Source organism: Candidatus Fonsibacter ubiquis, from assembly GCF_002688585.1.
Classification (GTDB): Bacteria; Pseudomonadota; Alphaproteobacteria; order Pelagibacterales; family Pelagibacteraceae; genus Fontibacterium; species Fontibacterium commune.
In genome coordinates this window covers 419065-445559 of sequence record NZ_CP024034.1, presented here as the reverse complement: position 1 = coordinate 445559, position 26495 = coordinate 419065, and the positions used below count along the sequence as shown (strand labels likewise).

Annotated in this window: 33 protein-coding genes; 8 read left to right on the top strand and 25 right to left on the bottom strand. The window is 29.4% G+C overall.

All coding sequences use genetic code 11. The features are described from left to right. Positions 1–30: 30 nt before the first annotated feature. From CR143_RS02525 to gatC, 7 genes are read right to left on the bottom strand one after another with little or no spacing between them, the layout of a single operon-like run. Positions 31–327, bottom strand: a complete 297-nt coding sequence (locus CR143_RS02525; RefSeq protein WP_099340271.1) for a TIGR03643 family protein — start codon at positions 325–327, stop codon at positions 31–33. Then, on the bottom strand, positions 328–807 hold the full coding sequence (locus CR143_RS02520) for a peroxiredoxin (protein ID WP_099340270.1): 480 nt from the start codon (positions 805–807) through the stop codon (positions 328–330). Continuing rightward, positions 804–1712, bottom strand: coding sequence for an oxygen-dependent tRNA uridine(34) hydroxylase TrhO (gene trhO / locus CR143_RS02515; protein ID WP_099340269.1), 909 nt, complete (start codon positions 1710–1712; stop codon positions 804–806). The genes CR143_RS02520 and trhO overlap by 4 nt, the downstream gene beginning before the upstream one ends. A gap of 1 nt (position 1713) precedes the next feature. Continuing rightward, the gene (locus CR143_RS02510; RefSeq protein WP_099340268.1) at positions 1714–2373 is read right to left on the bottom strand and encodes an O-methyltransferase; all 660 of its coding nucleotides are present in this window, start codon (positions 2371–2373) and stop codon (positions 1714–1716) included. 1 nt (position 2374) lies between these two features. Then, positions 2375–3841: an Asp-tRNA(Asn)/Glu-tRNA(Gln) amidotransferase subunit GatB gene (gatB, locus tag CR143_RS02505; RefSeq protein WP_099340267.1), complete on the bottom strand. Its 1467-nt coding sequence runs from the start codon at positions 3839–3841 to the stop codon at positions 2375–2377. Then, positions 3838–5304: an Asp-tRNA(Asn)/Glu-tRNA(Gln) amidotransferase subunit GatA gene (gatA, locus tag CR143_RS02500; protein WP_099340266.1), complete on the bottom strand. Its 1467-nt coding sequence runs from the start codon at positions 5302–5304 to the stop codon at positions 3838–3840. The genes gatB and gatA overlap by 4 nt, the downstream gene beginning before the upstream one ends. A 2-nt stretch (positions 5305–5306) precedes the next feature. Then, positions 5307–5594, bottom strand: a complete 288-nt coding sequence (gene gatC / locus CR143_RS02495) for an Asp-tRNA(Asn)/Glu-tRNA(Gln) amidotransferase subunit GatC (protein WP_099340265.1) — start codon at positions 5592–5594, stop codon at positions 5307–5309. Positions 5595–5631: 37 nt separating this feature from the next. Between gatC and ruvX the strand changes: the two genes are divergently transcribed. From ruvX to CR143_RS02465, 6 genes are all read left to right on the top strand, one after another. Next, positions 5632–6111 carry a Holliday junction resolvase RuvX gene (gene ruvX / locus CR143_RS02490; protein WP_099340264.1) on the top strand — a complete coding sequence of 160 codons (480 nt, stop codon included), beginning with the start codon at positions 5632–5634 and terminating at the stop codon, positions 6109–6111. A 57-nt stretch (positions 6112–6168) separates the two neighbouring features. Beyond that, complete coding sequence (locus CR143_RS02485; protein ID WP_099340999.1) at positions 6169–7116, top strand: aspartate carbamoyltransferase catalytic subunit; 948 nt, start codon at positions 6169–6171, stop codon at positions 7114–7116. Continuing rightward, a complete protein-coding gene (gene pyrC, locus CR143_RS02480; protein WP_099340263.1) occupies positions 7113–8402 on the top strand; it encodes a dihydroorotase in 1290 nt (429 codons plus the stop codon). The genes CR143_RS02485 and pyrC overlap by 4 nt, the downstream gene beginning before the upstream one ends. Further along, entirely contained in the window at positions 8402–8962 is a 561-nt protein-coding gene (gene plsY, locus CR143_RS02475; protein ID WP_099340262.1) for a glycerol-3-phosphate 1-O-acyltransferase PlsY, read from the top strand. Before pyrC ends, plsY begins: the two co-directional genes overlap by 1 nt. An 86-nt stretch (positions 8963–9048) precedes the next feature. Further along, a complete protein-coding gene (gene topA, locus CR143_RS02470) occupies positions 9049–11616 on the top strand; it encodes a type I DNA topoisomerase (RefSeq protein ID WP_099340261.1) in 2568 nt (855 codons plus the stop codon). Further along, complete coding sequence (locus CR143_RS02465) at positions 11609–12070, top strand: RidA family protein (RefSeq protein WP_099340998.1); 462 nt, start codon at positions 11609–11611, stop codon at positions 12068–12070. The genes topA and CR143_RS02465 overlap by 8 nt, the downstream gene beginning before the upstream one ends. Here CR143_RS02465 and CR143_RS02460 read toward each other — a convergent pair. Genes CR143_RS02460 through CR143_RS02440 form a run of 5 tightly spaced genes read right to left on the bottom strand, consistent with a single transcriptional unit; the run spans position 12067 to position 17111 of the window. Next, positions 12067–12390, bottom strand: a complete 324-nt coding sequence (locus CR143_RS02460; RefSeq protein WP_099340260.1) for a hypothetical protein — start codon at positions 12388–12390, stop codon at positions 12067–12069. The two genes, CR143_RS02465 and CR143_RS02460, sit on opposite strands and share 4 nt — an antisense overlap. Before the next feature lie 2 nt (positions 12391–12392). Beyond that, the gene (gene clpA, locus CR143_RS02455; protein WP_099340259.1) at positions 12393–14687 is read right to left on the bottom strand and encodes an ATP-dependent Clp protease ATP-binding subunit ClpA; all 2295 of its coding nucleotides are present in this window, start codon (positions 14685–14687) and stop codon (positions 12393–12395) included. Then, positions 14688–14996, bottom strand: coding sequence for an ATP-dependent Clp protease adapter ClpS (clpS, locus tag CR143_RS02450; protein ID WP_099340258.1), 309 nt, complete (start codon positions 14994–14996; stop codon positions 14688–14690). It lies immediately after the preceding gene. Beyond that, positions 14989–16305, bottom strand: coding sequence for a UDP-glucose dehydrogenase family protein (locus CR143_RS02445; RefSeq protein WP_099340257.1), 1317 nt, complete (start codon positions 16303–16305; stop codon positions 14989–14991). The genes clpS and CR143_RS02445 overlap by 8 nt, the downstream gene beginning before the upstream one ends. Further along, positions 16302–17111, bottom strand: coding sequence for a sugar phosphate nucleotidyltransferase (locus tag CR143_RS02440; protein WP_099340256.1), 810 nt, complete (start codon positions 17109–17111; stop codon positions 16302–16304). The genes CR143_RS02445 and CR143_RS02440 overlap by 4 nt, the downstream gene beginning before the upstream one ends. Positions 17112–17135: 24 nt before the next feature. On the opposite strand from CR143_RS02440, the gene panC reads away from it, so the two are divergent. Together panC and lipB are read left to right on the top strand one after the other, a co-directional pair. Then, the gene (gene panC, locus CR143_RS02435) at positions 17136–17945 is read left to right on the top strand and encodes a pantoate--beta-alanine ligase (RefSeq protein ID WP_099340255.1); all 810 of its coding nucleotides are present in this window, start codon (positions 17136–17138) and stop codon (positions 17943–17945) included. Beyond that, entirely contained in the window at positions 17945–18565 is a 621-nt protein-coding gene (lipB, locus tag CR143_RS02430; protein WP_099340254.1) for a lipoyl(octanoyl) transferase LipB, read from the top strand. Before panC ends, lipB begins: the two co-directional genes overlap by 1 nt. Here the strand turns inward: lipB and CR143_RS02425 are convergent. From CR143_RS02425 to rpsH, 13 genes are read right to left on the bottom strand one after another with little or no spacing between them, the layout of a single operon-like run. Next, entirely contained in the window at positions 18544–19473 is a 930-nt protein-coding gene (locus CR143_RS02425; RefSeq protein ID WP_099340253.1) for an RluA family pseudouridine synthase, read from the bottom strand. The genes lipB and CR143_RS02425 overlap by 22 nt on opposite strands. Beyond that, positions 19473–19853 carry a fluoride efflux transporter CrcB gene (gene crcB / locus CR143_RS02420; protein ID WP_099340252.1) on the bottom strand — a complete coding sequence of 127 codons (381 nt, stop codon included), beginning with the start codon at positions 19851–19853 and terminating at the stop codon, positions 19473–19475. Before crcB ends, CR143_RS02425 begins: the two co-directional genes overlap by 1 nt. A gap of 7 nt (positions 19854–19860) precedes the next feature. Beyond that, positions 19861–20301, bottom strand: coding sequence for a 50S ribosomal protein L17 (rplQ, locus tag CR143_RS02415; protein WP_099340251.1), 441 nt, complete (start codon positions 20299–20301; stop codon positions 19861–19863). 5 nt (positions 20302–20306) lie between these two features. Beyond that, a complete protein-coding gene (locus CR143_RS02410) occupies positions 20307–21320 on the bottom strand; it encodes a DNA-directed RNA polymerase subunit alpha (protein WP_099340250.1) in 1014 nt (337 codons plus the stop codon). A gap of 24 nt (positions 21321–21344) precedes the next feature. After that, positions 21345–21821, bottom strand: a complete 477-nt coding sequence (gene rpsK / locus CR143_RS02405) for a 30S ribosomal protein S11 (RefSeq protein WP_099340249.1) — start codon at positions 21819–21821, stop codon at positions 21345–21347. A gap of 4 nt (positions 21822–21825) precedes the next feature. Next, positions 21826–22206 (bottom strand): 30S ribosomal protein S13, encoded by a 381-nt coding sequence (gene rpsM, locus CR143_RS02400; RefSeq protein WP_099340248.1) that lies wholly within the window; start codon positions 22204–22206, stop codon positions 21826–21828. A 54-nt stretch (positions 22207–22260) separates the two neighbouring features. After that, the gene (locus CR143_RS02395; protein ID WP_099340247.1) at positions 22261–22914 is read right to left on the bottom strand and encodes an adenylate kinase; all 654 of its coding nucleotides are present in this window, start codon (positions 22912–22914) and stop codon (positions 22261–22263) included. Then, complete coding sequence (secY, locus tag CR143_RS02390) at positions 22914–24224, bottom strand: preprotein translocase subunit SecY (protein WP_099340246.1); 1311 nt, start codon at positions 24222–24224, stop codon at positions 22914–22916. The genes CR143_RS02395 and secY overlap by 1 nt, the downstream gene beginning before the upstream one ends. An 8-nt stretch (positions 24225–24232) precedes the next feature. Next, positions 24233–24709 (bottom strand): 50S ribosomal protein L15, encoded by a 477-nt coding sequence (gene rplO, locus CR143_RS02385; RefSeq protein WP_099340245.1) that lies wholly within the window; start codon positions 24707–24709, stop codon positions 24233–24235. Positions 24710–24712: 3 nt separating this feature from the next. Continuing rightward, complete coding sequence (gene rpsE, locus CR143_RS02380; protein WP_099340244.1) at positions 24713–25210, bottom strand: 30S ribosomal protein S5; 498 nt, start codon at positions 25208–25210, stop codon at positions 24713–24715. Positions 25211–25213: 3 nt separating this feature from the next. After that, on the bottom strand, positions 25214–25552 hold the full coding sequence (gene rplR, locus CR143_RS02375; protein WP_099340243.1) for a 50S ribosomal protein L18: 339 nt from the start codon (positions 25550–25552) through the stop codon (positions 25214–25216). 2 nt (positions 25553–25554) lie between these two features. Then, the gene (rplF, locus tag CR143_RS02370) at positions 25555–26091 is read right to left on the bottom strand and encodes a 50S ribosomal protein L6 (RefSeq protein ID WP_099340242.1); all 537 of its coding nucleotides are present in this window, start codon (positions 26089–26091) and stop codon (positions 25555–25557) included. 3 nt (positions 26092–26094) lie between these two features. After that, positions 26095–26490 carry a 30S ribosomal protein S8 gene (gene rpsH / locus CR143_RS02365; protein WP_017969421.1) on the bottom strand — a complete coding sequence of 132 codons (396 nt, stop codon included), beginning with the start codon at positions 26488–26490 and terminating at the stop codon, positions 26095–26097. Positions 26491–26495: the final 5 nt, after the last annotated feature.

Here is a 26495-nt window from a genome sequence, read left to right as displayed (position 1 = left end):
TTGTATTTATTCAACTAAAATGTCGAGATTTTAATCATCATCAGAAAAGTAAATTCTTTGTTTTAGTTGTTTTCTGGAGTTCTCAAATTTTTTTCTATGTTTAATACTTTGATTATGTGTCCTCTTTCTCCACAATCTAAATGAACTCTCACTCAAATTTCTTCTCATTATTTTAATAACTTCTGATTCAGAGCGGCCAGTTGTTTCTTTTATATCTTCAAAGGTAATTCGATCAGCCCAAGCAGCCCAAATAATCCAAGAAATTGAATTTTTATCTTCTGGTTCAGGATTTGCAGATCGTGTGATAGGTCGAAGACCTTTTTTCATTTATTTAAGGGATTTTAAAAAACTAATCATAGTATTTGAATCACTTACATCAAATTTACCATCCTCATCGACAAACATTTTTTCAATGACTTTATTTTTAATATAAATTGAATATCTTTTAGAACGCTGCCCCATACCAGATGCTGATCGATCTGTAAGCATTCCCATGGCTTTGGTAAATTCTAAATTAGCATCTGGTAACATTTTAACTTTTTTAAGATCTAAATTTTTTGCCCAGGCTTTCATTACAAATGGATCATTAGCACTTAAACAATAAATTTCATCTACACCTAATTTTTTTAGTTCATCATAATTTAATTCATAACCTGGTAGATGATAATCATTGCAAGTTGGTGTGAAAGCCCCAGGAAGAGCGAATAGGACAATATTCTTACCTTTAAAAACATCATCTGAAGTTATTGTAAGAAACTCTTTTTCAGGTCGAATTACAAATTTAACGTTTGGTACTTGTTTAATCATACTGATGCTCTATGCAATAAATTTGTTTTTAATTTACCATTTAACTTTTGTGAAGCTCTCATTCTAAATCTATACTTTTGCTTTTCTGTTAATTTATCAAAACACTTTGGGCAGCTTACATCTTTTTCATATTTGGGTGATTGAATATCTTTTTTGCTTATTGGCGTTCTACAACCAGCGCACATAAGATAATTTCCTATCTTTGAATTATTAACTACAGTAATTCTTTCATCAAAAACGAAGCATTCCCCATTCCATAAAGATTTTTTTGAAGGAATTTTATTTAGATAATTTAAAATTCCACCTTTAAGTTGGTAAACATTTTTAAACCCTCTTTTAAATAAATAACTTGCTGCTTTTTCACAACGAATTCCACCTGTGCAAAACATTGCAATTTTTTTATCTTTATCACTTGAAAGTTTTTCAAAATATTCAGGGAATTTTCTAAAATCATTAATTTTTGGATTGATTGCTTTTTCAAAAGTACCTATTTCACTTTCAAAGGATTTTCTTACATCAACAACCGTTACATCATTTGACAATATTAATTTGTTCCAATCTTCTGGTTCAACCCTATTCTGAAATTTATATTTATTATCGTTAAATAATTCATTTAATGGGACTACTTCTTTTTTTATTTTAATTTTTGCTTTTTTAAATGGGATAAAATCAACATCACATTCATTTATATTATCGAACTCATCAAATAAAAATTTCTTTTTTAAAAAATTACTTAATATTTCAATATTTGATTGTTTACCCGCAATACTGCCATTAATTCCTTCAAAAGAAAAAATAATACTACCTTTTAATTTATTATCGATAAGAAATTTTTTAAAAATTAATTTATTATCTATAGGATTTAAAATTTTAACAAATTTATAAAAACTAATTAACTTTAACATTTTATAATTTTCTACAAATAGTCATACCATCTGCGATAGGTAATATCATACTATCAGTGCCCTTAAAATCTCTTACGAAACTATTAAATTCTCTAATAGAATTTGTCTGATCGTCCGTGATATTTAAATCAAACACTTTTCCTTTCCAAAGTGTATTATCAATAATAATAATTCCATCTTTTTCCAAAAGCTCAAGAGATTTTAAAAAATAGTTTTTGTAATTTTTTTTATCTGCATCAATAAAAATTAAATCAAACATTTTATCTTGATTAATAAATTCCTCCATCGTCTCTAGCGCTGGAGCTAAAATGAAATCAATTTTTTTTCCAACACTATGTTTGCTCCAATATTTTTTTGCAATATCGGTGTTTACTTTATCGATATCTAAACTAACAATTGATCCGTTTTCAGGAAGAGCCAACGCCATGGTTAAAGCGCTGTAACCTGTAAAAGTTCCAATCTCTAAGCAGTTTTGAATATTTGAACTTTTGATAATAAATTGTAGCAAGGCTCCTTGGTCTGGACTGATTTGCATTATTGCGGAATTACCAAGATTTTTTTCTGTATATTCTCTAATTTCTTTCTGCAAAGGATGTTCATTAACACCATAAGTAAAAATATACTTCTGTAGTTCAGCTGAATTTTCAATCGACTTAAACACTTTATGAAAGTTTTTTCTTTAAAATATCATTAACTAAAGCAGGATTAGCTTTACCTTTAGACTCTTTAATTACAGAACCTACGAAAAATCCAAATAATTTATCTTTGCCAGACTTATATTCTGCAACTTTTTCAGAGTTATCTTTTAATACTTTTTCAATAATTTTTTCTAATTCATCAACATTACTTTCTTGAACAAGTCCCTTTTCTTCAACGATAACTTTTGGATCTCTATTATCATTAATCATTAATTCAAAAACTTCTTTGGCAATTCTTCCAGAAATTGTATTGTTTTTTATCAATTGGATTAACTTTGATAAATTTTTAGATGAAATAGGAGACTCTTTAATAGATTTTCCAATCTTATTTAAAGCTGCAAACAGGTCACCAATTACCCAGTTAATTGCAAGTTTTACATCTGAATTTTTTGCAACATCTTCAAAATAATCAGAAGTATCCTTATCTGATATTAAAACTCCGGCCTCATAATTTGAAAGTTTATAAACTTTAATTAAACGTTCTTTTTTATCATCTGGTAACTCAGGTAAGTTTTTCTTTATTTGATCTACAAAAGTTTGCTCAAATTTTAATGGTGGAAGATCTGGATCTGGAAAATATCTATAATCATGAGCATCTTCTTTGCTACGCATCTGTCGCGTTTCATTTTTTTTAGTATCAAACAATCTTGTTTCCTGATCAATTTTTTTTCCATCCTCTAGAAGTTCTACCTGTCTTTTTGCTTCATATTGAATGGCTTGTTGCATAAACTTGATGGAGTTTACGTTCTTAATCTCACAACGTGTCCCAAATTCTTTGCTTCCAATTTTTCTAACAGATACATTCACATCTGCCCTAAGGGAACCTTCCTCCATATTTCCATCGCAAGTACCTAAATAACGCATAATAGATCTCAATTTTTTGATATATTCTGCAACTTCCTCGGGTGATCTTAAATCTGGTTTGCTTACAATTTCCATTAAGGCAACACCTGATCTATTTAAATCAATAAAGGTTTTTGTTGGATCTTGATCGTGCAAACTTTTACCTGCATCTTGCTCAAGATGAAGTCTTTCAATTCCAATTTTTTTAGTTCCATAAGGCATATCAAGGATCACTTCCCCTTCTCCAACAATTGGATGTTTAAATTGAGAAATTTGATAACCTTGGGGTAAGTCTGCGTAAAAGTAGTTTTTTCTATCAAAAATAGAAAGTAAATTAATTTTAGCTTTCAACCCAAGTCCTGTTCTAACAGCTTGTTCAACACAAAATTTATTAATCACCGGTAACATTCCAGGCATTGCAGCATCAATTAAACTTACCTGTGAATTTGGCTCTGATCCAAATTTAGTTGAAGAGGATGAAAATAATTTAGCATTTGAACTTACTTGTGCATGAACTTCAAGACCTATTACAACTTCCCATTTTCCAGTTTCACCAGAAATATAATAATTAAATTCTTTATCGCTCATAACATCCACCAATCTTTTACTTGTGATTTAAAATTAACTTGTTGTTCTATAAAATAGGCAGTGTTTAATAATGTTTGTTCATCAAAAGACTTTCCAAATAATTGTAAAGCCAAAGGTAGTCCGTCTTTATTATGTTTTATTGGTAATGATATCGCAGGAAGGCCTGCTAAGTTTGCAGTAACTGTAAATATATCATTTAAATACATAGCAATTGGATCGTCTGCATTTTCTCCAAATTTAAAAGCTGGTGTCGGTGTTGTTGGTGTTAAAATTACATCAACATCTTTATAAGCATTATCAAAATCTATTTTGATTAAATTTCTAACCTTCTGGGCTTTTAAATAATAAGCATCATAATAACCTGAGGATAAAACGTAAGTGCCAATCATAATTCTTCTTTTAACTTCAGCCCCGAAACCTTCGGATCTAGTATTTTCATACATTTCGGTTAAATCTTTTCCTTCCGCTCTAAATCCATATCTAACTCCATCGTATCTTGCCAAATTTGATGAAGCTTCAGCAGGCGCTATAATATAATAAGTAGGAAGAGCATATTTTGTATGCGGTAATGAAATATCTTTAATAATAGCCCCATTATCTTTTAAAATTTTTATTCCTTCTTTCCATAAATCATCTACTTCCTTTGGCATATTATCAACGCGGTATTCTTTTGGAACTCCAACCCTTAAACCTTTAACATTATTTTTAATTGAGCTTAGAAATGAACTCTTTGGTTTTTTTGCAGATGTTGAATCTTTTTCATCATAACCTGAAATAACATCAAGCATTAAGGCAGCATCTTTGACATCTTTGGTCATGGGGCCTGCTTGATCTAGAGAAGATGCAAAAGCAACTATTCCCCATCTAGAACAACGACCATAAGTAGGCTTTAAACCGACAATGCCCGTAAATGCAGCTGGTTGACGAATACTTCCACCAGTATCTGTTCCAATAGTAGCACTCGTTAAGTCAGCAGCAACTGCACTTGCGCAACCTCCTGAAGATCCTCCAGGAACAAGATTTTGATTATTTAAACGATATGGATTTAAAACATTACCAAAATTACTAGTCTCATTTGATGAACCCATTGCAAATTCATCTGAGTTTAATTTTCCAATTAAAATAGCATCTTCATTCCAAAGTTTTTCTGTAACGGTAGACTCATAAGTTGGAATAAAATTTGATAAAATTTTACTAGAAGCAGTTGTTTTAACACCTTTGGTGCAAAATAAGTCTTTAACAGCAATGGGAGCTCCAACTAAAGCTTTATCTAATTTCCGATTAGTATCTATTTTCTTTGCTTTACTATGAGCATTTTCTAAATCCTTAGTATTAAAACAGTTTAATTTATCTGATTTTTCTATTCTTTTAATATATGCGCCAACTAGTTCTGAGGCGCTGCATTTTTTTTCTTTAACATACTTAATGCTTTCAACTAAAGTTAATTTTGCAAGATCGGTCATGTTTATTCGATAACCTTTGGAACAATATAATAATTAGTATTTTTATCAGGGGCATTTTGTAAAATTTCTTTTTTTTCATTAATTTTTTTAACCTCATCCTCGCTCATTGTAAGAGGTTGATCAGATACCGAGGCGATCGGTGCAATTTTATCAGTATTAAGCTCTTTTAATTGTTCAACAAATTTTAAAATGGAATTTAAATCTTTCTCAAGTCTATCAGTCTCTTCGTTGGTTACTGATATCCTAGCTAGCTTTGATATTTTCTTAATAGTATCTTTGTTAATTGACATTAGACTTAATGGTAAATCCAGTTAAATTAACATTTTAATGAAAACTTACAACCTATTAGAGAACGATAAATTTGCAGAAATAATAAATAAACAATCCAGATTAATTGGAATTGATCATGGAAAAAAAAATATAGGCATCTCCATTTGTGATGAAAATCATAATATTGCAACTCCTTTAACTACAATTGAGTTTACACAACTTAAATTTTTCATAATTGAATTAAGAAATATAATTAAAGAAAATAATGTAGAGGGCATTGTAGTTGGCAACCCTATTAATATGGATGGTTCACTTGGTCCAAGAGCGCAGTCTGCAAGAGACTTTTCTAAAAGTTTAACTGAACAACTTTCTATTCCAGTAACTCTTTGGGATGAAAGACTCTCTAGTGAGGGTGCTTACAAAGGTATGTCAAAATTATCAATTAACGTAACAAAGAAGCAGAAAAAACTAGATGAAAATTCTGCCGCCTTTATTTTGCAAGGCTTTATTGATTATTATAAAAATCTAATAAAATAAGTGATTTAAATTTAATGCTTGCAAGCTTTATAGTTTGCAAGTATAGAGTTGATTTTAATGGCTATACAAAAAGAAGCTGTTAAATTCAGACACAAACACCTCTTAGGCATTCAATCTCTATCTATTCCCGAAATAAATTACATTCTTGATGAGTCAATGCAATTTGTTGACTTTAACAAAAGGGAACAAAAAAAATTAAATATCTTAACCGGCAAAACTCAAATTAATTTATTTTTTGAGTCTTCTACTAGAACTTTAAGTTCATTTGAACTTGCAGGAAAAAGATTAGGCGCTGATGTGATGAATATGAATGTATCAAACTCCGCAATCAAAAAAGGTGAAACCTTAATTGATACAGCAATGACCTTGAATGCAATGCATCCTGATGTTTTGATTATAAGACATCAAGATTCAGGAGCTGCAAATCTTTTAGCGCAAAAAGTAAATTGTTCAGTCATTAATGCAGGCGATGGTTGGAGAGAACATCCAACACAAGCATTACTTGATGCTCTCACAATTAAAATTAAAAAAGCAAAAATTGAAGGTTTGAGAATTTCAATTTGTGGCGACATAATGCACTCTAGAGTTGCACGATCAAATATCTACTTACTTAATATGTTGGGGGCTGAAGTAAGAGTGATTGCCCCTCCTACCTTAATGCCAAAAAATATTGAAAGTCTTGGAGTTAAAGCATTCACAGATATGAACAAGGGCCTTGAAGGATCTGACATCGTAATGATGCTACGACTTCAAACCGAACGTATGCAAGGATCCTACGTTCCTTCAACCAGGGAATATTATGAATTTTACGGTCTAGATTATAAAAAAATTACCAAAGCTCATCCAAACGCATTGATAATGCATCCAGGTCCAATGAATAGAGGGGTTGAAATTGACACAACTTTAGCTGACGACATCAACCGAAGTATTATCAAAGAGCAAGTTGAGATGGGAGTTGCGGTTAGAATGGCTTGTTTAAAAATTATATGCGGTAATAACAAATGAAAACGAAGCTATTAATTAATACAAGAATAATAGATCCACAAAATAATATTGATGAAGTAGGTGGAATTTTAATCGATGATAATGGAAAAATAAAAGCAATTGGAAAAAATGTAACTAAAAATAATGTTCCAAAAGATTGTGAAATTATAGATTGTAAAGGCAATATCTCAATTCCAGGAATTGTTGATATGAGAGTTTTTGTTGGAGAGCCAGGCTTTGAATATAAAGAAAATTTCAGAACTTTAAGTGAAGCAGCTCTATCAGGCGGAGTTACTTCTGTTGTAACAATGCCAAATACTATGCCAGTTATTGACAATGGCTCTATATTAGATTTCACAAAAAGAAGAGCAAAAGATAAGTCGCAAATTAAAATTTATCCCCTTGCAACTCTTACAAAAAATCTTGAGGGCAATGAAATGTCGGAGTTTGGTTTGCTTGGAATTATTGGCGCTATAGGTTTTACGGATGGAATTAAGTGCGTTCAAAACAACAGAGTAATGGATAAAATATTTAATTATTCAAAAAATCTAAATAGTTTAATTATTCAATTTCCTCAAGACAACGAACTATCAACCAACGGTTCAGTTAATGAGGGCGAGGTATCTACAAGATTAGGACTAAAAGGGATTCCAGATATAGCAGAAAAAATTATTATAGAAAGAGATTTAAGCTTATTAGAACTTTATAAAAACAGATACCATATATCCACTATATCCTCAAAAGCATCTCTTCCAGTAATCGAAACTTATAAAAATAAAGGGTTAGAATTTACAACTGGTGTTTCAATAAATAATTTATCATTAAATGAAAATGATATTGGAGATTTTAGAACTTTCTTAAAATTATCCCCTCCTCTTAGAACTGAAAATGATCGCCTAGCTTTAATTGATGCTATTAAAAAAGGGATAATCGATGTTATCGTTTCAGATCATAAACCTGAAGATGAAGAATCAAAACGTTTACCATTTCAACAAGCAGCAACTGGAGCTTCTGGAATTGAAACTTTATTATCTCTAACTTTGGAGCTTTATCACAATCAATCTTGTGATCTCAAAACACTTATAAAAACTTTAACTTGTAATCCTGCAAAAATATTAAATATCAACGCAGGAAATTTATCAATTGGTAGTGACGCTGATATAGCAGTTGTTAATCTTGATAAGCCTTGGGTTGTTGAAAAGGAAAAAATCAAATCAAAATCAAAAAATACCGCCATTGAGAAAAGAAGAATGCAAGGTAAGGTTGAAAAAACATTTATAAACGGAAATTTAGTATTTGAGGGATAATGGACGTACTTATAGTTACTTTCTACTCTTATATATTAGGCTCCATACCTTTTGGATTAATCCTCACAAAAATTGCTGGTTTAGGTGATGTTAGAAAAATTGGGTCCGGAAACATTGGAGCAACAAATGTATTAAGGACAGGTAATAAATTTATTGCTGCTCTAACTCTTCTACTTGACGGACTCAAAGGTACTTTATCAGTTTTGATAACAACAGAGTATTACAATGAACTAACTTATTACTCAGCAGTAATTGTTTTTCTTGCTCATATTTTTCCAGTGTGGCTAAAATTTAAAGGAGGAAAAGGAGTTGCAACATTTATCGGTAGCTTATTAGTAATTAATTTTTATTTGTCGGTTATTTTTATTAGTGCATGGTTAATTATGCTTTCAATTTTTAGAATATCGGCTGTTTCAGCATTATTAGGATATTTAGTTGTAACACTTACAGCTTTTATTTTCTTTGATCAAAAAATTTTTATATTAATTTTGTTTTATTTTGTATTTTCAATTTTCACTCATAGACAAAACATTGCTTCCTTAATAAAAGAAAAATTCTAAGCAATTATAGACTTTTTTATACAATTTTTTTTCGAAATTTGACAAAGATACAAAATTTTGACAGTTCTTCCTTTTACTTAAAACTTATGAATTTAGTTATCGTTGAAAGTCCTGCTAAAGCAAAAACAATTAATAAATATTTAGGTTCTGATTATAAAGTCTTAGCAAGCTACGGACACGTTAGAGATCTTCCATCAAAAAATGGATCTGTTGACACGGAGCATGATTTTAAGATGATTTGGGAAATTGATCCTGGATCAAAAAAACATTTAAAAGAAATTACCGATTATGCAATTGATGCGGATAGAATTATTTTAGCAACAGATCCAGATCGCGAAGGGGAAGCTATTGCTTGGCATTTAAAATGTATTTTAGAAGAAAATAAAAAAATTAAAGATAAAAAATTTGAAAGAGTCGTATTTAATGAGATCACAAAGAAGGCAGTAGAAAATGGTATTAGCAATCCCAGAGATATTAATCCTGAGCTTGTTAATGCCTATATGGCTAGACGAGCTTTAGATTATTTAGTTGGTTTTAATATCTCCCCTATTCTATGGACAAAACTTCCAGGGTCAAAATCAGCTGGTAGAGTTCAGTCTGTTGCTCTTAGACTTATTGTTGATAGAGAGCATGATATTGAATTATTTAAGCCCCAAGAATATTGGACTTTTGCTTGTACTTTTTTAACTCAACAAAAAAAAGAATTAAACGCAAGACTTTATTCTTTTAAAGGAAATAAAATTGAAAAATTTTCATTCAAAAATGAACAGGAAATAAAAAATGTCTTAGAGCAAATTAAAAAAGAAAGTTTCAATATTGCAAGTATTGATAAGAAGCCATACCGAAGAAGTCCATATGCTCCTTTTACAACCTCTACTATGCAACAAGAGGCTTCAAAAAAATTAGGATTTTCAGCTTCAAGAACGATGCAAATTGCACAAAGACTTTATCAAGGAATCGATTTTGAAGGAGATACCGTTGGCTTAATTACTTATATGAGAACTGATGGAACTAATATTTCTCAAGATGCTGTAAAAGAATGTAGAAATTACATAGATAAAGTAATTGGTAAGAAGTACTTACCAAGCGAAGCTAGAAATTATTCAGGAAAAAAAGCAAAAAATGCCCAAGAGGCACATGAAGCAATTAGACCTACCGATATTCTAAGAACACCTGAAAAAATGAGATCTATTTTAGATAAAGATCAGGCAAGATTATACGAGCTTATTTGGAATAGAACACTTGCCTCTCAAATGGAAAATGCTGAATATGAAAGATGTACATTGGAGATATTAAATCCATCAAAATCTATAACTTTTAGAGCAACAGGATCTGTTCAAGTATTCGATGGTTTTTTAAAATTATACCAAGATGTGAAGGAAGAAGATGAGGTCGATAAAGATGAAGAAAATGATCAAAAAATATTACCAGAAGTAAAAATAAATGAAAAACTAGAAAATCCAAAATTTAATACTGAGCAACATTTTACTGAGCCGCCACCAAGATTTTCTGAGGCAAGTTTGGTTAAAAAATTAGAGGAATTGGGAATAGGAAGACCTTCCACTTATGCTAGTATTATTTCAGTATTATCAGCTAGAAACTATGTTGAGCTTATTACAAAACGTTTTATTCCTACAGATAGAGGCAAGCTTATAACAGCTTTCTTAGATAAATTATTTACTAAATATGTTGATTATAATTTTACCGCAACCCTTGAAGATAGCTTAGATGAAATTACAACAGGTAAAATTGAATATCTTAAAGTTTTAGAAAATTTTTGGAAAGAATTTTACAAAAATATTAATGAAGTTAAAGAATTAAGAACAAGAGCAGTGCTCGATTTATTAAATGAAAGCTTAGGAGATATTATTTTTGATAAAGACGCTGATGGAAAGATCTCTAAAAAATGTAAAAACTGTAATAATGGTGAACTTAGTTTAAAAAACGGGAGATTTGGAGCATTTATTGGCTGTTCAAACTATCCTGAATGTAAATTTACAAGACCTTTATCAAGAGCGAAAGCAGCTGAACAAGATTTTCTAGCTGAGCCAAAAGTATTTGGTGAAACTGATAATAAAGAAAAAATCGTTTTAAAAAAAGGAAGATTCGGCCCTTATCTACAAATTGGAAATGACGAAAAAAATCTTAGAAATGTGTCCATACCTAAAGGTATCTCTTTGGACTCATTGGATTTAGATAAATGTAAATTTTTAGCATCACTTCCGAAAGTACTAGGTCAATATCCAGAAAATTCACAGGATATTACTTTAAACGTAGGAAGATTTGGGCCATACGTAAAATGCGAAAATAAATCTGCTTCATTGGAAAACCCAGAGGATATTTTTTCTTTAGGATTAAATAGAGCAATTACTTTAATTGCCGAAGCAAAACCAGGTAGAAGAACTTCAAATGAGATCAAAAATCTAGGCGAACACCCTGAGGATAAAAAACCTGTTAAGATCATGAAAGGACAATATGGTCCTTATATTAAATATAAAACTATAAATGCTACAATTCCTGATGATAAAGATCCCGAAAATATTTCTATGGAGGAAGCTTTAGTACTGATTGCAGCAAGAATTGCTTACGATGAGACTAAGGGTGGTAAAAAAACTAGAAAGAAAAGCAAAAAAAATAAAAGTGAAGATGAGTAAAATTGAAGAAATTTTAAAAAAATTAAATATTGATATACCATCGCCTCCTAAGCCAGTTGGTAATTATGCTGCCTTTAGTAAATACGAAAAACTCATTTATATATCTGGTCAGTTACCTATTGGAGCTGATGGAAAAATAATAACTGGCAAAGTCATAAAAGATGTCTCTTTGGAACAGGCACAAAAAGCTGCTGAAATTTCAATTTTAAATGCTGTCGGACAGTTAAAAATTGCATGCAAAGGTGATCTAAATAAAGTTAAAAGCTGCATTCGAATAAGTGGTTATGTAAATTGTTTAGAAAATTTCTCAGATCATGCAAAAGTTATTAATGGAGCATCTGACCTAATTGCAAAAATATTTTCATTTAATCTTCACTCTAGAATTGCAATAGGCTGCAATTCTTTACCTTTAAATGCCTGCGTTGAAATTGAAAGTATCTTTGAGATTAATTAAGCTTTTATTTTAACTTTAACTTTATATTCAATTAAAATTTTATCTAAAATTTTTTGTTCTGTTTTAGACAAAACGTACTCGGATTCCTTATATTTATTGGATAATTTTCGAATAAATTCATCTAAATAGGCTTTTCCTTTTTTTTCTTCCAATTCATTATAGAGAGAATTTAGTTCTTTAGTTTTGGTTATGTGCAAGTTTTTATAATTATTTTCGTTTGGATAAATAATAATATTCTTTTGAATACTTGCTATTTCTGTTGCAAGTATTGATAACTTTTCTTCTATTTTATTAACCTTATTTGAAAAGAATCCAAACATATTTACTGAACTGTTTTACTAATTGTTTTTTTTGATGTTTTTTCAATTTTATTAATCTCAAAAACAAGAATATCATCTTTGGCATCAACTAAAACATGACCGCCGTTTATTAATTTTCCATGAATAAGTTCATCAGCTAAGGGTTTTTTAATTTTTTCATCGATAACTCTATTTAGTGGTCTAGCTCCCATTTTTTCATCAAATCCTAACTTGGAAATTAAATTACTTGCTTTATCAGTTAAATTTATAATCACATCTCTCTCACCCAGTTGTATTTCAAGTTCTATCACAAACTTTTCAACAATTTTTTTAACAGTATCTTTGTTTAAAACGTTAAATTGAACAATAGAATCCAATCTATTTCTAAATTCAGGTGAAAATATTTTATTAATAGATTCTAAATCTCCATCTTTATTAACGCTTTTGTTAAATCCTATCTGAGATTTCTGCAAATCCTCTGCTCCGGCGTTAGTTGTCATAATTAATATGATATTTCTAAAATCTATTTTTTTTCCATTTTGGTCTGTTAATTTTCCATAATCCATAATTTGCAACAAAACATTATAAACATCTGGATGAGCCTTTTCTATTTCATCGATTAAAAGAACTGCATAAGGATTTTTATCAACTTTTTCAGAAAGTAATCCCCCTTGATCAAAACCAACGTATCCTGGAGGGGCACCGATTAATTTTGAGACTGAATGTCTTTCCATATATTCTGACATATCAAATCGAATAAGTTCAATACCAAGTACTTTTGCAAGTTGTTTTGCAAGTTCTGTTTTTCCAACTCCTGTCTGCCCTGAAAACATATAATTTCCAATAGTACGATTACTATCTCGTAGACCAGATCTTGATAATTTGATTGAGGATACTAGACTATCAATTGCAAGGTCTTGTCCGAAAATAACTCTTTTTAAATTTTTATCTAAATCTTTTAAATACATCCTATCGTTAACAGAAATATTCTTTTCAGGAATTTTTGTAATTTGAGAAACTATTCTTTCGATATCTTCAATATCTAATATTTTTTTTCTTTGGGTTTCAGATTTTAAAACTTCTGAGGAACCTAATTCATCAATAATATCAATTGATTTATCAGGTAACTTTTTATTACCAATATATTTGCTCGATAAATCTACGGAGGCTTTGATTGCAGCGTCGGTAAATTTAACATTATGGAATTTTTCATACTTTGATCGAATTCCATACATAATTTTGTAAGCCTCATCTATTGTAGGCTCTGGTACATCTATTTTTTGGAATCTTCTCTGCAGTGCTCTGTCTTTTTCAAAAAATAATCTGTACTCATTATAAGTTGTAGATCCAATACACCTTATATTTCCGGCCTGTAAAGCAGGCTTAAGCATATTAGAAGCATCCATGGAACTTCCTGAAGTTGAGCCAGCTCCAACCAATGTATGGATTTCATCAATAAATAAAATATAGTTTTTATTTTTTTCTATTTCCTTAATAATTAATTTAAGACGCTCCTCAAAATCTCCTCTGTATCTTGTGCCAGCAATTAATGTTCCCATATCAAGTGAAAAAATTACATGTGATTTTAAAATTTCAGGTACTTCATTATTAAAGATTTTTAACGCAAGTCCTTCAACGATTGCTGTTTTTCCAACGCCGGGATCACCTACTAACAAAGGATTATTTTTAGTTCTTCTGCATAAAATTTGAGCTAAACGATCTACTTCAACGCCCCGTCCTATTAAACGATCTATTTTATTTTGTTCAGCTTTTTTATTTAAATTAATACAGTAGGTTTCTAATGGAGAATTAGTTGCTGCTTTATTATTATTTTGAGATGATGAATTATCAAAAGAACCTCCGTATGCAAAATTATCAACTTTTGTAATTCCATGGGAAATAAAATTAACTACATCATAACGTGTAACTTCTTGTTCTTGTAAAAAGAATGTAGCATGACTTTCTCTTTCAGCAAATAAAGCAACTAATATATTAGCGCCTGTAACTTCATTTTTTCCTGAAGACTGGACATGAACAATCGATCTTTGAATAACTCTTTGAAAACTTGCTGTGGGCTGAGGCTCTAACTTAGTATCTGAAGTAACTATATTATCCAACTCATTATCAATATAAAATTCTAAATTTTCATTTAGTAAATCAACATCTACGTTACACGCCTTCATAACATTACGAGCATCGGTCTCGTCAGTTAAAGCAAGTAGCAAATGCTCTAAAGTTACATACTGATGTTTTTTTTCAGTTGCAAATTTGAAGGCTTGAGAAATTGCCTGTTCTAAAGATTTAGTAAATGTAGCCATCTAAATAGATTTTTTCATAATACATTTTAAAGGGTACTGATTTTGTTTTGCAAAATTTATAACTTGCAAAACTTTAGTCTCTGCAACTTCATATGGATAAATACCACAAACGGCACTGCCTTCATTATGAATTTTAAGCATTATTTTATTTGCTGTTAACTTAGTCATATTAAAAAATAATTGTAAAACTTTAACAACAAATTCCATGGTTGTAAAATCATCATTTAAAAGGATAACTTCATAAAAATTAGGTTTTTTTATTTTAACCTGAGTCTTATTTTTTTTTATCTTTGTAAGTAATTTAGGCATTGAATGGTCTACCAATAGAATAATATGAAATATTGTTTTTATTAATAAATGACCTGTTATCGTATAAATTTCTTAAATCATATATAATAACTTTTTTGTCATTATTCTTAATCTTGGAAAAATTTAAATTTTTAAATTCATCCCACTCTGTGTGAATAATGATTAAATCAACTTTTTTTACAGCTAAATACAAATCATCAAAATATTTTACGTTTTTATGCTTATCTAAAATTTCTTTACTTCCTGTTGGCTCGTAATAGTTAATTTTTGCGCCCTTTTTAACAAATTTTGATATCAAATTGATTGCTGAAGAATCTCTTAAATCATCAGTGTTAGCTTTAAACGTGACTCCTAAAAAACAAATTATCTTATTTTTAATCTTATTATGTAAAATTTTATAAATATTATTTTCAATATCTTTTTTTCTTTTTTCGTTAAAATTAATTACTGAATTAACAATAGATAATGGCGAATTGTAATTCTTGCCTACTTTTGCTAAAGCCTTAGTGTCTTTAGGAAAACAAGATCCACCATAGGCAGGTCCAGCTCTTAAAAATCTCGAACCAATTCTTTTATCAAGTCCAATTCCAACCGATACATCATCAATATTGACATGAACTTTTTCACATAAATTTGCAATTTCGTTTATAAAGCTTATTTTTGTTGCTAAAAAAGCATTTGATGCATATTTTATAAGTTCTGCAGCTCTTCTTGAGCAAGAAACAAAGGCTGCTCCTTTATTAATTATTGGTCGATATAACTCATTAAATATTTTAATAACTCTTTTATCATTTGTGCCAATGACTACACGATCTGGATACTTAAAATCTTTTATAGCCTCTCCTTCCCTTAGAAACTCTGGGTTTGATATAATTGTGAATAATCCTTTTTTTTTATTTTTATTTAAAATTTTTTCAATTTTATCACCAGTGCCAATAGGTACAGTAGATTTTGTAACTATAATTTTATGAGATTTTATTCTTTTTGAAATTAATTTAGCAACAGTGAATACTTGCGAAAGATCTGCTGAAACCCCATCTTTAGCTGTTGGTGTGCCTACAGCTATAAAAACAATATCTGATTTTTTAATAGAGCCAATTAAATCGTCAGAAAAACTAAGTCTACCGGCATCTAAATTTTTTCGTACTAACTCAGATAAACCAGGTTCAAATATTGGAATATCTCCATTTTCAAGTTGGGTTAATTTTTCTCTATCTTTATCAATGCAGATAACGCTATTGCCAAGATCGGAGAAACATACCCCAGATACCAAACCAACATAACCGGTGCCAATGAAGCAAATTTTCATATTAGAATTTTTTTAAGTGAATTATTATATCCGTTAATAGTTCCGCAGTCTAAATATGTTCCAGAAAATATATGTGCTAAGAATTTATTATCATTATAAATTAAATGGTTCATTGCATCAGTAATTTGAACTTCTCCTAGGGAACCTTTTTTAGTATTTTGTAATGAAGAAAATATTTTAGTTGGTAAAATATATCTCCCTATAATTGCATAATTTGATGGAGAATTTTTCGAACTAGGTTTTTCAATTAGACTTTTAACTATTAAATTATTATTAATTTTTTTTGTGTACTTAATAATACCATACCTTGAAATTTCAGAATTTTTTACTTTTTTGGAAGCTATAACAGAAGATAGATATTTATTATGAATATTTATCATTTTTTTTGAACAATTTTCTTTAATAATTATGTCATCTGGCAAAACTAAAAGAAAAAATTTTTCTTTAATTGCTGACTTAGCTTCTAATACTGCATCACCTAGACCTTTCGGTGAGTTTTGATAAATAAATTTAATTTTATTTTTATAACGTTCTAAATTTTTTAATTTACGAATTGATTTATTATCTTTCTTTTTTTTTAAATAATTAATTAAATAAGGGTCGGGGTAAAGATAGTCTTTAATAATTTTTTTTTTTTTAGAAATAACTAAAAAAATTTTTTTAATACCCGCATCTAAACATTCATCTAAAATATGCTCTAAAATAGTTTTATTTCCTAAGGGCAACAGTTCTTTTGGAAGTATTTTGCTAAATGGTAGAAGTCTTGTGCCTAAACCAGCTAATGGTATTATCGCTTCTTTTATCATTAAATATTATATCTAATTTCTTAAATGAAAATAATTAAAACAGCAAATAAAATAGCTTTCGAGTTACAAAATAAAAAAAAAATTGGCTTTATCCCAACGATGGGATGCTTGCACAAAGGTCACGTTTCGTTAATAAAAAAATCTAAAAAGAAAAAATTATTAACTGTAGTAAGTATATTTGTAAATCCACTTCAGTTTAATAATAAAAAAGACTTTATAAAATATCCAAAAACTATCTCAACTGACTTAAAAATTTGCAAAAAAAATAAAGTAGACTTTGTGTATTTACCTCAAAAAAAAGAAATTTATCCAGAAAAAAAAATTATTATTAAAAATAAAATTCATTTTTTCAAAAAATATATGGAAGGAAAATTTAGACCAGGACATTTTGAAGGGGTTATAGAAGTTGTAAAAAGATTACTTAAACATATAAAAACAAACTACCTATTCCTTGGAAAGAAGGATTATCAACAGTTAATTATTATTAAAGAGTATTTAAGAAGTATTAACTCTAAAATAATAGTTGTCCCTTGTGATACAATTAGAGCTAAGAACGGTATTGCTTTATCTTCTAGGAATAAACTTTTAGATCAAAAATCATTGAATACAGCCGGAAAAATAATTAATTTTCTAAAAAACAATAAAAATAAAATTATTAAATCCAAAGATAATTCATTATTCTTAAAAAAAATCAAAGAATTTGGTGTTAAAAAAATAGATTATTTAACTGCCTTTGATTTAAAAAAATTAAAAAAAACTAATAAATCAACAGTAAACACGAGGGTATTTATTGCTTATTATTTAAATGGTGTAAGATTAATTGATAATTTTTAATGCGAATTAAAATATCAAAAAAGTCTGTTGCTTATAAAGAAGCCTTAGATTTTTTAGAAAAAAGAGTAGAAAAAGTTCATGCTAATTTAGATGATGAACTTATCTGGATACTAGAACATGATTCCGTTTATACTAAAGGTATAAGTGCAACTGATAAAGATTTGTTAATCCCTGACTTGTTTCCGGTAATCGAAACAAATCGCGGTGGAAAATTTACATATCATGGACCAGGACAAAAAATTGTTTATTTTGTTATTAATCTTAATAAACGTGAGAAAGAAATTAAAAAATTTGTACGTAATGTAGAAAAATGGATTATAGCAATTCTTAATGATTTTAATATCTCATCATATGCTGATCCCAAAAATATTGGCATTTGGGTTAAAAAAAATAATGAAGAAAATAAAATTGCCGCGATCGGTATCAAAGTTAAGAAATGGATTGCCTATCATGGCTTCTCTATAAATATTAATGTTAACAAGTCGGACTATCGAGGAATAATACCCTGTGGAATATCCAATAAAGGAATTATTAATATTTCGGATTTATGCAAAGTTCCAAATGATGAAAGAATTAATAAATCTATAAAAGAAAATTTTTATAAATTATTTAAATCGTGAGATAATCCTTTTTCCTTACATAAACTTTTAAAATATAATGGAAGCTCTGCATTATGTATTATTTTTTTACTATTTATTAAAAATTCAACTTTATAAGCATGAAGCATTAAATGAAGCTCTTTAGATTTATTTAAGCCCTTATTTGTATACTTTTTTTCTCCTAGAATAGGATGTTTTATAAAGCTTAACTGTCTTCTCAACTGGTGTTTTCTACCTGTATCAGGATTTAATAATAACAATGAGTAGTCGTTTGATTCCGAAACAACTTTATAATTAGTAATTGATAAATATAATTTTTCTTTATTATTTTCAACATAACTAAGTTCATTTCTTAATGTACCAATTTTATCATTTAAAACACCCTCCACTACAGCTAAATAACTTTTTTTTATAGTTTGATTTTTAAATAAATCAGAAAAAAATTTAGCACTTTTATGTGTTTTGCTTATAATTAAAATTCCAGTAGTTTCAGCGTCTAATCTATGAACTAAATAAGGGGTCGGATATTCCGTCTCTGAATAATTCTTTAATATATCAAAAATATTTTTTCCTGTTTTAGTTCCCGATTGAACAGCTAAGTTATAAGGCTTGTTTAAAACTAAATAGTACTCATTCTCAAATAAAATATTATTTTTAATTAATTCGTAATCTTTCTTTGCAGGTAAATATGAAAATTTTTTTTTTATTATCTTTTCATCATTATCAATGTCCGCAAACACTTTAATTTCATCATTTATTTGTATTTTATATGAACTTTTAACTTTTTTACCGTTAACTAGAATTTTGCCTTTTCTTAACGTTCTTTCAATTAGTGACTGAGGTAAGGCTTTTACTTTTTTTTTAAACCATTTATCGAAACGAATATTCTCAAAATCTTCTTCAATTTTAAAAATATGCTTCGGCTCCATTATGAAATGATATGAATAAACTTATCTCCTAAATAAAACATCATTAATCCAAAAAAAACTGAAATAAAAATATAACTAAAAGCAAATAAATAATTCGAACTATTAATAAGATTAAAAAAGTCTTGAGAAAAAGATGAAAATGTTGTGAAACCTCCTAAAAATCCAATAGTAATATAATTTTTAAAATTCTCATCAATTGTTAAAAACTTTGTATCTAATATTCCGGAAACTAAACCAATTAAAAAACAACCTAATAAATTTACTGTGAGAGTTCCAATTGGAAAGATAGTTTGAAAAATTTTTGGAGTAATTTGTATAACTGAATATCTTGCTAAAGTTCCAAAGGCACCAAATAAAGCAATTAATAAATAAGACTTCATTAATTGTTTACTTGCTTAACTGTTGAGCTTCTTCCTTTGGTTGCTCAGGTTTTTTTTGAACTGGACCTGAATCTTGTCCTTTTGCATTAAAATCTTTATCTACTAATTCGATATATGCCATTGTTGAATTGTCACCAAAACGATTTCTTGTTCTAACAATTCTAGAATAGCCACCTTTTCTATTTTCATATCTCTTAGATAAAACTGTAATTAATTTTTCTGCTGAGTCTTCATCTTGTAATTTTGAAATTAAAGATCTTCTAGCTGATAAATCTTTCTTTTTACCAATAGTAATAACTTTATCAATTAATGGCTTTAACTCTTTTGCTTTTGGTAAAGTTGTTTTAATTTGCTCATGCTTAATCAAAGAATTAAGCATATTTTTAAACAAAGCTTTACGGTGCTCTGACGTTCTGTTTAACTTTCTATGAGCAATTTTGTGTCTCATTATTATTAATAGTTATCTTCTAATTTTTTAGAAAGTTCAGCAATATTTTCTGGTGGCCAATTTGGAACTTCCATACCAAGATATAATGACATCGTTGTAAGAACTTCTTTAATTTCATTCAATGATTTTCTTCCAAAATTGGGAGTTCTTAGCATTTCGCTTTCGCTCTTTTGAACTAAATCTCCAATGTAAATAATATTATCATTTTTAAGACAATTCATTGATCTTACGGATAGTTCTAATTCATCAACTCTTCTAAGCAAGTTTCTATTAAACTCAGGTTCAGAAGTTTTTTTCTCTTGTATTGTTGCAACTGGTTCATCAAAGTTAACAAACATAGCCAATTGATCTTGTAAAATTCTTGCTGCAAACGCAACTGCATCCTCAGCTGTTACTGAACCATTTGTTTCAACTTCCATTGTTAATTTGTCATAATCCAAGGTTAGTCCTTCTCTTGCGTTCGATACATTGTAAGAAACTCTCTTAACTGGGCTAAAAACAGCATCTATTGCTATTAATCCTAATGGAGAATTGCTAGCTTTATTTCTATCTGCAGGAACGTAACCCTTTCCAGTATTAACTGTTAATTCCATATGAAATTTAGTTTTTTCATCTAAGTTACAAATTACTAAATCTGGGTTTAATATTTCAATGTCAGGGTTTGAAGTAATCATTTTTGCTTTAATCTCACCAGGACCTTTTGCATCTAAAATTAATTTTTTTGGTCCTGAAGTTTTTAAATTCAAAGCTAAAGCTTTAACATTAAGAACAATATCAGTGACGTCTTCTCTAACACCGTCGATTGAGGAGAATTCATGTAGTACTCCATCAATTTGAATAGCTGTTACAGCAGTACCTTGAACTGAAGATAATAAAACTCTTCTTAATGCATTTCCTAGGGTTAAAGCGTATCCTTTTTCCAAAGGTTCAGCGATAATTTTAGCATGTTTTTTATCATCACTTTGAGTAATGTTTAATTTAGATGGTTTTATAAGTTCTTTCCAATTTTTATCTATCAAGTTACTTCTCCTATTTAGTTATTATTAAACTCGTCTTTTTTTTGGAGGCCTACAACCATTATGTGGCATCGGACTCATATCCTTAATAGAGGTAATTTTAAAACCTCTTGCTTGTAACGCTCTAAGAGCAGTTTCACGCCCTGAACCAGGTCCTTTAACCTCAACTGTAATATTTTTTAAACCATGCTCTAAGGCTTTACCGGCAGCATCGTCTGCCGCTACTTGAGCTGCGTATGGTGTAGATTTTCTGGATCCTTTAAAACCTTTAGATCCTGCAGATGACCATGAAATTACATTGCCCTGCTTGTCTGTAATCGTTACGATTGTGTTATTAAAAGTTGCGTTTACATAAACATTTCCGTTTATGACATTTTTCTTTTCTTTTTTCTTAACTTTTAATTTTTTTTTAATCCCACCAGCTTCTTGTTTGGCATCTTTTGCCGGTGCTGCAGCAGTATCAGTTTTTGGTTTTTTGTCTTTAATATTTTTATCTTCAGCCATTAAATTATTTCATACTAGTTAATTTTTTTCCTGCAATTGCGATAGCTTTACCTTTTCTTGTTCTTGCGTTGGAATGTGTTCTCTGTCCTCTAACCGGAAGTCTTTTTCTATGTCTTGATCCTCTGTAGGTTCCAAGATCTTTTAATCTTTTAATATCTAATGACACATTTCTTCTAAGATCCCCTTCAACGGAGTATTTGCTATCAATAAATTCTCTAATTTTTAAAACCTCATCATCTGTTAAAGCACTTGTTCTTTTATTTTTATCAATTTTTAATTCTGTGCAAATATCATTTGCAGTTTTGTCTCCAATACCGTGAATATAAGTAAGAGCAGTTTTGACAACTTTATTTTGAGGAATATTCACCCCAGCTATACGAGCCATAAATTAAAAAATTAATTTTGAAAAAATGCGATTATATGAATCAAGCTATCAAAGTCAACCACGTATGGCACGGATTAACGTGAATAATTGATCACTAATTGCATTAATTTCTTGCATACCATCTATATTTTTCATTATTCCTTTCTTTAAGTAGTAGTCTAGGACTGGAAAAGTTTTTTCATCATAAGTTTTTAATCTTTTTGCAATTGTTTCTTCATTATCATCCGATCTAGTAACAAGATTTTTTTGATCACAATTTTTAAGATCACATTTTTTTGGCGGGTCAAAAAAAGTATTAAATGTTTTATTGCATATTGAACAAGTGACTCTTCCAGTAATTCTTTTAATTAAAATTTGGTTATCTACTTTTAAATTAAGAGCCAAACTCATTTGTTGATTATATTTTTTTAATAAATTGTCTAAACTTCTGGCCTGTTCAAGATTTCTTGGAAATCCATCAAAAATAATTCTATTCTTATACTGAGAATTTGAAATTTTATTTTCGATTAAGTTATTAATAATTTCATCAGAAACTAAACCGCCGGATTTCATAATTTCTTCAATTTTATTTCCAAAATCAGTTTTTTTACTAACTTCATCTCTAAGTAAATCACCCGTTGATAATTGAAATAAATTAAATTCTTTAACTAGTTTTGCTGATTGCGTTCCTTTTCCTGCTCCGGGTGGCCCAAAAATAACAAGATTCATTAACGATTAAATTTTGTTTTTTTAATTAAACTTTCGTATTGTTGACTCATTAATCTTGTTTGTACTTGAGCAACTGTATCCATTGCAACAACTGCTACTATAAGAAGTGATGTTCCTCCTAAATAAAATGGTATTGGATAATTAGCAATTATAAATTCTGGTAATAAACATATTAGTACCAAGTATAAAGAGCCGATTGCAGTTAATTTAAATAGTAATTGATCTATAAATTGTTCAGTCTGTTCACCGGGTCTAATTCCTGGAACAAAACCTCCATATTTTCTTAAATTTTCTGCTGTTTCTTTTGGATTAAAAATTATTGAAGTATAAAAAAAAGAAAAAAATATTATTCCAGCTGCATATATTATCATATACAGGGGTTTTCCTTGCCCAAGCATAGATGTGATTCCAACAACAATTTCATTTGAAGAAGATGCAAAGTTAGAAATTGTAATCGGCAAAATCAAAAGAGCAGATGCAAAAATTGCTGGAATTACACCTGCGGTATTAACTTTTAGTGGAAGATGAGAAGCATCTCCCCCATATAATTTATTTCCTATTTGTCTTTTAGGATAATGAATCAAAATTTTTCTTTGAGCACGTTCTACAAAAACTATAAAATATATAGCTCCAATTAAAATTGCTATAATTACTAGTAATACTCCGGCAGAAATTGCTCCCGTTCTACCTAATTCAAAAGTAGAAGCTAATGCGCCTGGAATTTCTGCAACAATACCTGCAAAAATAATTATTGAAATACCATTACCTATACCTCGTGCGGTAATTTGTTCTCCAAGCCACATTAAAAACATTGTCCCTGTTAGCAAAGTAATTGTTGTAACTAATCTAAAGTAAAAACCTGCTTCTAAAACAATTCCTTGTGAATTTTCTAAACTAACTGCAACTCCATATCCCTGAACTAGGGCTAAAAGAACTGTTCCATATCTAGTGTATTGAGTAATTTTTCTTCTGCCTATTTCTCCAGAGTTTTTAAGATTTTTAAAATAATCTGTAACTCCAGTTAATAATTGAATGATAATTGATGAAGAAATGTATGGCATAATACCTAAAGCAAAAATTGCCATTCTAGATACAGCTCCTCCAGCAAATAGATTGAACATACCGAGAAGCGACCTTTGATTATCAGATATTAGACCCTTTAAAGCTTGTGCATCTATACCTGGCAGAGGAACATAGGTACAAAATCTATAAATAATTAGAATAAATAAAGTATAAAAAATCCTTTTTTTAAGATCGTCTAATGATGAATTCGACTTTAATGTGTCAACTGACGCAAAAGAACTAGACATAAAAAAAACTATTTAGCCGCTGCTTGTTTCAATAAATTAACGCTACCGCCTGCTTTTTCAATCTTATTTTTAGCGGATGCGCTGATTTGATGTGCCTCTATTTGTATTTTTGATTTAATTTCACCATTTCCTAAAATTTTTAATTTTTTAAAATTATTTTTGATATTTTTAACTTTTCTAAGACTATCTAATGTAACTTTAGATCCTATATCTAGCTTCTTTTTTTCTATTAAATGTTGAATATCATTTAAATTTATAATCATCTGATCATAAGAATGTTTCTTTATAATTGCATTAAAACCTCTTTTAGGAAGTCTTCTATAAAGGGGCATTTGACCCCCTTCAAAACTCTTAATCGACACACCAGATCTTGCTTTTTGTCCTTTAACACCTCGACCTGCAGTCTTCCCTTTTCCAGAGCCTATTCCTCTACCATATCTTTTTCCTTTTTTATAAAGAGATACGTTTAATGTATTTAGTTTCATATTTTATCTTCTTGCTACTACTTCGCTAATTTTTTTTCCTCGCAGAATAGAAATATCCTTAGGAGATCTTTGTTTAGATAATGCAAACATACATGCTCTAACAACATTGTAAGGATTTGATGATCCAATTGATTTTGCAACAATATCTTGCATACCTAGCATTTCGCAAATTGCTCTAATAGCACCTCCGGCAATAATTCCAGTACCCGCGGGTGCGCTTCTAAGAAGAACTTTTCCAGATCCACTTTTACCATAAGTATCATGATGGATTGTTCTTCCTTCTCTTAACGGAATCTTTACCAATGAACTTTTGGCTTCTTCTGAAGCTTTTTTAATAGCATCTGGAACTTGTTTTGCTTTGCCATGTCCATATCCTACTAAACCTTTTTGATTTCCAACAACAACCAATGCTGCAAAACCGAATCTTCTTCCACCTTTTACAACTTTAGTAATTCGATTTATTGCTACTAATTTTTCTTTAAGTTCTGATTGCGTATTCATAAATTAAAATTTTAAACCTTCTTTTCTTGCGCAGTCTGCTAATACTTTAATGCGACCATGGTACTTATATCTTCCCCTGTCAAAGTACACTTCTTTTATTCCTTTCTCTAAAGCTCTTTTTGCTACTAATTTTCCAACTTCGACTGATAATTCCATCTTTTTCTTTTTGTCCATAGCTTTTTCAACTGAGGATGCGGAAACAAGAGTTTGATTTTTAGCATCATCGATAACTTGAGCGTAAATATTTTTTAAAGATCTAAAAACAGTAAGTCGCAATCCTGTAGGATTATACTTTTTCATTTTACCTCTAATTCTATTCTGTCTTTTTATATCACTAGCCATGATTATTTCTTTTTACCCTCTTTTCTTAGAACAAATTGATCAGATGATGTTATTCCTTTTCCTTTGTATGGTTCAACCGGTTTTAAAAATTTAATGTCAGCGCATACTTTACCTACTAACTCCTTGTCAATTCCTTTAACTTTTATTGCTGTTTGTTTATCTATCGCTACTTCAATGCCTTCTGGAATATTGTAATGAACGTCATGACTAAATCCTAATTGGAAAACAATTTTTTTTCCTTGTAATGTTGCTCGAAAACCAACGCCTGTAAGCTTTAAATCTTTTTCAAATCCTTTTGACACACCAATAATACCATTATTAATTAAACTTCTATGTAACCCCCAAGTGAGTTTATTTGCATTTTTTTTATCCACAGGTTCTAGGGATACTTTGTTATCAGCGACGGTTACTTTTAAAACGCTTAGGTCAATAATTAGCTCTTTTTTACTTTTGGCGCCTTGAATAATAACTTTATTATTCTCAACTTTAACAGTAACTCCGGCTGGTAATGAAATAGGTGTTTTTCCAATTTTAGACATATTTTATGAAACCTTACAAAGGACCTCCCCGCCAAGTTTTTTTTCTCTAGCTTCATTATCAGAAAAAATTCCTTTTGAAGTAGAAATAATCGAAATTCCTAAACCATTTTGAATTTTTTGAATACTGTCAGATCTAGAATAAATTCTTCTTCCTGGTCTTGAAACTCTTTCAATCTCCTTAATAACGGGGTCTCCATACATATATTTTAAATTAATTTCTATTGTTTCAAAACTTTTATCTTTTGAAACAGTATATTCTTGAATAAATCCTTCTTTTTGTAAAACATCTAAAACTGCTTTTCTTAATTTAGAACCGGGTACTGAAACTTTTTTTAAACCACGCATTTGACCATTTCTTATTCTTGTAATCATATCACCAATTGGATCTGTAATTTTCATATTTC